This is a genomic window from Plantactinospora sp. B6F1 (assembly GCF_040120695.1).
Lineage (GTDB): Bacteria > Actinomycetota > Actinomycetes > Mycobacteriales > Micromonosporaceae > Plantactinospora.
In genome coordinates this window covers 77090-84911 of the sequence record NZ_JBEEAC010000027.1, presented here as the reverse complement: position 1 = coordinate 84911, position 7822 = coordinate 77090, and the positions used below count along the sequence as shown (strand labels likewise).

Here is a 7822-nt window from a genome sequence, read left to right as displayed (position 1 = left end):
CGCCCGCGCCGCCCCCCCCCCCCGCCACTGGGGCGATGCTTCAGGTGTTCGGGTCAGTCCGCGCCGCGAGACACTGTCGGCACCGCATCCCACCCCACCCAGGGTTAGCCGGTCGAGCAGCTCGCGGTGGGTGTGGTGTTGTTACCGTTCTTGTAGAGCGTGATCCCGAAGTTGTTGCCGTTGCCGTTCGGGCGGGCGGTGAGCGTGCCACTGCTGCCGCTGATCGAGGCATTCCAGCTGTTCTGCAGGCTCTGGCCGCCGTTGGTGCGGATGGTGACGACCCAGTTGTTGGTGCCGCTGACCGAGAAGGTCGTGTTGAACCGGTCGTTCCACTCCTCGGCACGGCTCACGCTGACGTTGCAGCTGCCACCGGGCGGGTTGGTCGGGCCGGTGGTGGGGCCGGGGCCAGGGTTCCCGCCGCCGCCTTCCCGGACGGTGATGTCGGAGCTTCCCTGGCTCTGGTAGCCCTCGGTCGCCATGACCTGGTAGGCCCAGCTGCTACCGAGGTTCAGGCCGGCGCGCGCCCAGGCGTCCATGTGGTTGCCGAAGGTGATCGTGCCGCTGCTGCGCTTCTGCTGGCGGACGCTCCAGAACTGGTAGAACGTCGCGGTGCCGTCGATCGACGGCTGGTTGACCCGCTGGCTGCGCAGGATGTCGTAGGTGCCACCGTCGGTGGTCACCGTGCCCATCCGGGTGGCGCCGCTGCTCGGGTTGTAGCTGCCGAAGTTCTCCACGACGTAGTACTCGATGAGCGGGTTCCGCGTCCATCCGTACAGGGCGAGGTAGGTGTTGTTGTTGCCCGGGTTGTAGGTGCCCGAGTAGCTGACCGTCCGCCGGCTACCGCTGGACCAGCCCTTGCCGCCGACCCAGTTGTTGGTGCTCCTACTCCACGAGCTGGAGTACCGGCCGTTCTCGCGCAACACCATGCAGGCGTCGCCACTGTCCTTCCAGAACGAGAAGTAGAACCCGTTGTGCGAGCCGGTGGTGTTCGAGCAGACTTGCCGGTCAGCCTCGGCGTAGGCGTTGGGGGCCAGCGCGGTGCCGCTGACCGCCAGCACCACGGCGCAGGCTGCACCGAAGAGCAGCCGTATGCTGCGTTTTCTCGATCTGGTGGGGGTGTGGTGCGTGTCGTTCATCTAGCTGCTTCCTCCTCGTGGTGGCTGGCGGGGGCCAGCGGCGCGGTACGACCCGGCAGGGCTGTCAGCCCCCGGTAACGGGCACCGGGCGCCAGCGTCGTACGGCGCGGTGGTGGTGGGCCGGTCGTCGCGCGGTCGACAACCGGAGGAGCGGAACGTGGTGGTAAGCCATCGACAGTGGTGGAGGTCTGCCGATGGCGACAGTATTCGTCGGGTTCCGGTCACATGTCAACGCTTCCCGGAAATATTGCGGAAACCGTCTGCTGGTAGCGATTCGCTCCGAGGTTGTTTCCGCAGGTCAGTGTATTGACTGACCGGTCGGGACGGCGGCTCGTCGGCCGGAATGACCGCTGGGTACCCGAGATCCGGAGGGACGTGACCGAAAGTTACGGAGAACTTCCGGACCATCTCGGGGGTCGGACGGGGGCCGGGAAGGGCTCGGAAAGGACCTCGCGGGTGGCGGCCCGGCCGCCACCCGCGAATGCTGGTCAGGATCGACGATTGCGCGGTCAGCCCCAGTTCTGCGGGGCCGGCTGCCGGGTGGTGACGTTGATCCGGTTGAAGAGGTTGGTGGTGGCGATCCAGAGTACGAGGGCCGCCAACTCCCGTTCGTCGAAGTGCTTGGCCGCGTCCGCCCAGATCTCGTCCGGCACGCCGTCGGCCCGGTCGGCCAGCCGGGTGGCCGACTCGGCGAGCGCCAACGCCGCGCGCTCGGCGTCGGTGAAGTACGGCGTCTCCCGCCAGGCCGCCACCGCGAAGAGTCGCTCGTCGGTCTCGCCGTTCTTCTTCGCGGCCCGGGCGCCGCTGTCCACGCACGCACCGCACCCGTTGATCTGGCTGGTCCGCAGGTGTACGAGTTCCAGCGTGGACGCCGGCAGTCCGACGGAGTGGATCTCCTTGTAGAGCAGGTTGACCGCCTTGACCGCCTCCGGCAGGAGCGCGGCGGGGTTGTTGATCCGTGCCTGCATGACTGTCTCCCTTGCGATCTTGAGTTCGGGCGGTGTCGTTGTCACGCCGGCCCGTCCTCGTCCGTCGCTGTAGTGACGATCCCGGTGACGATGCTGTGACAAAAGTGGCATAGCTCACAATTTGGACAAGGACGACGAAGTGAGGGCTCTACCGTGAGTGACAAGGACCTGCTGGCCGAGCGGTTCGAGCGGAACCGGGCCCAGTTGCGCGCCGTGGCGTACCGGATGCTCGGGTCGTCGACCGAGGCGGACGACGCGGTCCAGGAGGCGTGGCTACGGCTGAGCCGGACCGACACCACCGGAGTCGACAACCTCGGCGCCTGGTTGACCACGGTGGTCGGCCGGATCTGCCTGGACATGCTCCGGTCGCGCGGCTCCCGCCGCGAGGAACCGCTCGATGCCCGTACCGTCGAACCCGTCGCGACCGGCGAACAGGCCGATCCGGAGCGCGAGGCGATGCTGGCCGACTCGGTCGGGCTGGCCCTGCTGGTGGTGCTGGAGACCCTCACCCCGGCCGAGCGGCTGGCCTTCGTCCTGCACGACCTCTTCGCGGTCTCCTACGACGAGATCGCCCCGATCGTCGGGCGCAGCCCGGCCGCGGCCCGGCAGCTCGCCAGCCGGGCCCGTCGCCGGATCCAGGCGGAGGCCGCCACTCCGGAGGCGGACCTGCCGCGCCAGCGCGAGATCGTGGATGCCTTCCTCACCGCCGCGCGCGGCGGCGAGGTCAGCACGCTGCTCGCCCTGCTCGACCCGGACGTGGTGATCCGGGCCGACCGCGTCGCCGCCCGGCTGGGCGGCCGCGCCGAACTGCGCGGCGCGGAGCAGGTCGCCGGCTTCTTCGCCGGCCGGGCCCAGGGCGCGCGGACCGCCGTCATCGACGGCGCGCCGGGTGCGGTGGTGGTGGCCGGCGGGCGGGTCCGGATCGCCATCAGCTTCGTCGTCGGCAACGGTCGGATCATCGCGCTGGACGCGGTCGCCGACCCGGAGCAGTTGCGCGAACTCGACATCGCGATGGTGGGCGACTGACCCGAGCCCTCGGGCGGCGGGGATGTCGTCGCGGTGCGCGCGGGCTCACCCCGTCGAGGGTCGCCCTGAACACAGCCGGGTGCGGCCGGGCTCGGTGAGCGCGTAGGTTACCAACAGGGATCAACAGGGGAGCCGTGATGAGTCTGACCAGGCCGGAGGCGGAGTTGGCGGCAGCCGGGTCGGCCGCTCGACCGCCCGCCGGACCGGACGAACCAGGTGACGAGCCGACAGACCCGGCGCCGCTTCCGGCGGTACCGGGTCTGGTGATGCTCACCGCCGACGAGGACGCCCCGGTGTGCGCGGACGGAACCTGCCGGTAGAACCGAGGAGAAGATCAGTGCAACTCGAAGTGTGGTCCGACATCGTCTGCCCGTGGTGCTACCTAGGGAAGCGACGGCTGGAGACGGCACTCGGGCAGTTCGCGCACGCCGACGAGGTCGAGGTCGTCTGGCGAAGCTTCCAGCTCGACCCGTCGTACCCGAAGGGGAAGCCCCAGCCGGTGCCGGAGGCCCTGCGGGCCAAGCTCGGCGCCTCGCCGGCCCAGGTCGCCGCGATGCAGGAGCACGTGACCTCGCTCGCCGCCGAGGAGGGACTGGACTACCACCTCGACCGGTCGATCATGGCCAACACCTTCGACGCACACCGCCTGACCCACCTGGCCCGGCCGTACGGGCTCGGCACCGAGCTGCACGAGCGGCTGATGCGGGCGAACCTGGTCGAGGGGGAGAACGTCGACGACGCCGAGACCCTGGTCCGGCTCGCCACCGAGGTCGGGGTACCGGCCGAGGCGGCCCGTCGGGTGCTGGCCGGCGACGAGTACGCCAAGGACGTCGAGGCCGACATCGCGCAGGCCCGGGCGTTCGGTGCCAGCGGCGTGCCGTTCTTCGTGCTCGACCGCAGGTACGGCATCTCCGGCGCCCAGCCGGTCGAGGCGTTCCTCTCCGCGCTGCGTACCGCCCACCAGGGCTCGGCGGCCGGCAGCCGCTGACCCGACCGTCCGCTGACCCGACCGTCCGCGGATCGGATCGGATCCGGCCGGCGGTGGCCGGCCGGAGCGGCACGGTGCCCGTCGGTTAGGGTCACCGGGCATGGGCGCTCTCAAGCCGTGGCATCTTCTACTGACCCTCGTCTGCTGCCTGGTGCCGCTTGCTGCCGTGGTGGCCGGCGCGGCTTGGTACGCCATGCGCCGCCGCTGACCGCCGCACCCGCCGGGAGCCGCCGCCGAGAGCCGCTGCCACCGCCGGCAGCCGCTGCCACCGCCGAGAGCCGCCGCTGACCGCCGCACCCGCCGGGAGCCGCTGCCGCCGCGCCCCGCCGAGAAGCCGCCGCGGAGCCGTCCGGACGCCGTCGCTGGCGCGTCTGGCCCGCCTGGGAAGACCGCCGAGAAGGGTGGCCGGTCAGCGCGCCGGCGGCGGTGGCAGCGGGCCGACGATCCGCTCGTAGGTCCGGGCCAGCCCGTCGATCAGGGCATCCAGGCCGAGCGCGAACGCACCCTCGTCGACGCTGCGCTGATGCTCGGCGAGCCGGTGCGCCTGGCCGAGGTGTGGATAGCGGGCGGTGTAGAGCTGCGGATCCCCGACGAAGCCCCGGGCGAACGACCCGAGCGCCGAACCGGTCACGAAGTAGCGCATCAGCGCGCCGATATGGGTGGCCCGGGCCGGTGGCCAACCGGCCTTGACCAGCCCGCCGTAGACGGCGTCCGCCATGGCCAACGCCGCCGGCCGCCGCCCCGGCCCCTGGGCCAGGTACGGCACGATGTTGCTGTGTGCGGCCAGCGCCCGTCGGTAGGAGTGACCCCACAGCCGCAGGGCGTCCCGCCAGTCGTGGGTGGCGAAGTAGGAGACGTCCACCTTCGCCGTGATGGTGTCGGCGACCGCGTCGAGGATCTCGTCCTTGGTCGCGAAGTGGTTGTAGAGTGACGGACCGCGTACCCCGAGTGTGGTGGCGAGTCGGCGGGTGGAGAGCGCGTCCAGTCCCTCGGCGTCGATGATCGCGGCTGCGGCGTCGACGATCCGCTGCCGGCTCAACAGGGCCTGGCGGGGGCGGGGCATGCTCGGTCGTCCTCCTCCTCGGTGGCCGCGATCCGCCGCCGGACCGGACTCGTGTGCCTCCCGCGCCGATCGGGGGTGGCGGGGAAAAACTTCCAGCGATAGTTTAACGGGCAACGGCCGGGACACCCGCCGGCCCAGGGATCCGGGAGCCCCGTCCCGCGCGGAAGTCCTCCCAGGTCACCCGCATCCACCCAGCGAGGAGTGCAACGTGGGCAGATTCGCCGACCGGGTCGCCGTCGTCACCGGGGCGGCCCAGGGGATCGGTGCGGCCACCGCCCGGCGGCTCGCCGCCGAGGGAGCCGCCGTGGCCGTCCTGGACCTGGCCGCCGACCGGGCGCGGCAGACCGCCGACGAGATCGTCCAGGCCGGCGGGAAGGCCAGCGGGTACGGCTGCGACGTCACCGACAGCGCGGCGGTGTCGGCCACCTTCGACGAGGTCGTCGCGGCGTACGGCCGGCTCGACGTGCTGGTGAACAACGCCGGGATCACCCGGGACAACCTGCTGTTCAAGATGCCGGCCGACGACTGGGAGGCGGTGATCACCACCAACCTGACCAGCATGTTCCACTGCTGCCAGGCGGCACAGCGGCACATGGTGCCGGCGAAGTACGGCAGGATCGTCAACCTGAGCAGCCGCTCCGCGCTCGGCAACCGGGGCCAGGTCAACTACGCGGCGGCCAAGGCCGGGGTGCAGGGGCTCACCGCCACCCTCGCGATCGAACTCGGCCCGTTCAACATCAACGTCAACGCCGTGGCCCCCGGCTACATCGCCACGGCGATGACCGCGGCCACCGCCGAGCGGGTCGGCGCCACCCCGGCCGAGCACCAGAAGTACTTCGCCGAGCAGACGCCGCTGCGCCGGGTCGGCCAGCCCGAGGAGGTCGCGGCGGTGATCGCGTTCCTGGCCAGCGACGACGCCTCCTACGTCAGCGGCCAGACGCTCTACGTCAACGGCGGTGCGAACTAACCCCACCGATCCGACGGAAGGACGACACCGTGGACTTCTCGCTCGGTGAGGAGGAGCGGGCGATCCGGGACACCGCCCGGGCCTTCATCCGCAACGAGGTGATGCCGCTGGAGTCGGAGGTGCTGCGCCGGGAACGGGCCCACCAGCCCGGGCTGCGCCGCGACGAGCTGCGGGAACTCCAGCTCAAGGCGAAGGCGTTCGGCTTCTGGGGCCTGGACACCCCCGAGGAGTACGGCGGGATGGCCCTGCCCGCCGTCACCCAGTCGCTGATCTGGACGGAGACCGGACGCAGCTTCGTACCGTTCCGGTTCGGGGGCGAGGCGGACAACATCCTCTTCGAGGCCGACGCCGCCCAGCGGGAGGAGTTCCTGATCCCCACCATCCAGGGTGACCGGATCTCCTGCTTCGCCATCACCGAGCCGGGGGCCGGCTCGGACGTGGCCAACATCCGGTTGCGGGCCAGGCGCGACGGCGACGACTGGGTGCTGAGCGGCGAGAAGACCTTCATCACCAACGGCAACGAGGCGGACTTCGCCATCGTCGTCGCGGTGACCGACCCGGATCGCGGGGTGCACGACGGCGGAGCGACCGCGTTCCTGGTCGACCGGGCGATGGGCTGGAAGTCCGAACCCATCCAGACGATGGGGGAGGGCGGACCGGCGTCGCTGGTCTTCGACGACGTACGCGTGCCGCACCGCAACGTCCTCGGCGAGCTGGGCCAGGGCTTCGCCCTCGGCATGCGCTGGATCGGCAAGGGGCGATACCTGATCCCGTCGCACGCCCTCGGCATCGCCGAACGCGCCCTGGGGATGGCCATCGAGTACGCCAACACCCGGCAGACCTTCGGCCGGCCGATCGGCGCCAACCAGGCGATCGGGTGGATGATCGCGGACTCGGAGACCGAGCTGGAGGCGGCCCGCTGGCTGGTGCTCCGGGCCGCCTGGACGGTCGACACCGGACACGACGCCCGGCACGCCACCTCGATGGCGAAGCTCTACGGCGCGGGCATGGTCAACCGGGTGGTCGACCGGGTGCTGCAGATCCACGGCGGCATGGGTTACACCCGGGAACTGCCGATCGAGCGCTGGTACCGACAGGTCCGGCTGCTGCGCATCTTCGAGGGCACGGACGAGATGCAACGACTGATCATCTCGCGGGACCTGCTCCGCGGTTACACGAAGCTCGGAGGCCACCTGGAATGAGAACGTTCGCCTCGCTCACCGAGCTCGCCGGGGCGGTCGGCGAGCGGCTCGGCCCCGGCCCGTGGCATCGGATCGAGCAGGACCGGGTGAACGCGTTCGCCGACGCCACCGGTGACCACCAGTGGATCCACGTCGACCCGGAGCGCGCGGCCGCCGGCCCGTACGGGACGACGGTCGCACACGGCTTTCTCACGCTGTCCCTGCTGCCGGTGCTGGTGCGCGACCTCTACCGGGTCGAGGGGATCCGGCTGGCGATCAACTACGGGCTGAACCGGGTGCGGTTCCCGGCGCCGCTGCGCACCGGTGAGGCGGTCCGGGTCGGCGCGGAGCTGCTCGAGGTCGCGCCGGTGTCGGACGGCGCGGTGCAGGTGCTCACCCGGGTCACCGTCGAACCGGAACGGGCCGGCAAGCCGTGCTGCGTCGCCGAGACCGTCACCCGGCTCTACAGCGAGGAACCACCGGGTTGAAACAC

Annotated in this window: 9 protein-coding genes; 6 read left to right on the top strand and 3 right to left on the bottom strand. The window is 71.0% G+C overall.

Annotated features, from left to right (window positions below; genetic code table 11):
* Nucleotides 1–104 precede the first annotated feature (104 nt).
* Both ABNF97_RS26550 and ABNF97_RS26545 read right to left on the bottom strand, forming a co-directional pair.
* Nucleotides 105–1136, bottom strand: coding sequence for a glycoside hydrolase family 11 protein (locus ABNF97_RS26550; RefSeq protein WP_130463297.1), 1032 nt, complete (start codon nucleotides 1134–1136; stop codon nucleotides 105–107).
* 509 nt (nucleotides 1137–1645) lie between these two features.
* Nucleotides 1646–2104 (bottom strand): carboxymuconolactone decarboxylase family protein, encoded by a 459-nt coding sequence (locus tag ABNF97_RS26545; protein ID WP_130463296.1) that lies wholly within the window; start codon nucleotides 2102–2104, stop codon nucleotides 1646–1648.
* A gap of 153 nt (nucleotides 2105–2257) precedes the next feature.
* Here ABNF97_RS26545 and ABNF97_RS26540 point away from each other — a divergent pair, with 153 nt between their 5' ends.
* From ABNF97_RS26540 to ABNF97_RS26530, 3 genes are all read left to right on the top strand, one after another.
* A complete protein-coding gene (locus tag ABNF97_RS26540) occupies nucleotides 2258–3130 on the top strand; it encodes a sigma-70 family RNA polymerase sigma factor (RefSeq protein WP_130463295.1) in 873 nt (290 codons plus the stop codon).
* 137 nt (nucleotides 3131–3267) lie between these two features.
* Nucleotides 3268–3450 (top strand): hypothetical protein, encoded by a 183-nt coding sequence (locus ABNF97_RS26535; protein ID WP_349340177.1) that lies wholly within the window; start codon nucleotides 3268–3270, stop codon nucleotides 3448–3450.
* A 17-nt stretch (nucleotides 3451–3467) separates the two neighbouring features.
* Nucleotides 3468–4118, top strand: a complete 651-nt coding sequence (locus ABNF97_RS26530) for a DsbA family oxidoreductase (RefSeq protein ID WP_349340176.1) — start codon at nucleotides 3468–3470, stop codon at nucleotides 4116–4118.
* A 409-nt stretch (nucleotides 4119–4527) separates the two neighbouring features.
* On the opposite strand, the gene ABNF97_RS26525 is transcribed toward ABNF97_RS26530, so the two are convergent.
* Nucleotides 4528–5181, bottom strand: coding sequence for a TetR/AcrR family transcriptional regulator C-terminal domain-containing protein (locus ABNF97_RS26525; RefSeq protein WP_130463293.1), 654 nt, complete (start codon nucleotides 5179–5181; stop codon nucleotides 4528–4530).
* Between the two features lie 208 nt (nucleotides 5182–5389).
* On the opposite strand from ABNF97_RS26525, the gene fabG reads away from it, so the two are divergent.
* The 3 genes from fabG to ABNF97_RS26510 are packed head-to-tail and all read left to right on the top strand — an operon-like array spanning nucleotide 5390 to nucleotide 7817.
* Nucleotides 5390–6148, top strand: a complete 759-nt coding sequence (fabG, locus tag ABNF97_RS26520) for a 3-oxoacyl-ACP reductase FabG (RefSeq protein WP_130463292.1) — start codon at nucleotides 5390–5392, stop codon at nucleotides 6146–6148.
* Nucleotides 6149–6177: 29 nt separating this feature from the next.
* Nucleotides 6178–7350, top strand: coding sequence for an acyl-CoA dehydrogenase family protein (locus ABNF97_RS26515; protein ID WP_130463291.1), 1173 nt, complete (start codon nucleotides 6178–6180; stop codon nucleotides 7348–7350).
* A complete protein-coding gene (locus ABNF97_RS26510; RefSeq protein WP_130463290.1) occupies nucleotides 7347–7817 on the top strand; it encodes a MaoC/PaaZ C-terminal domain-containing protein in 471 nt (156 codons plus the stop codon). Before ABNF97_RS26515 ends, ABNF97_RS26510 begins: the two co-directional genes overlap by 4 nt.
* The last annotated feature ends 5 nt before the right edge of the window (nucleotides 7818–7822 follow it).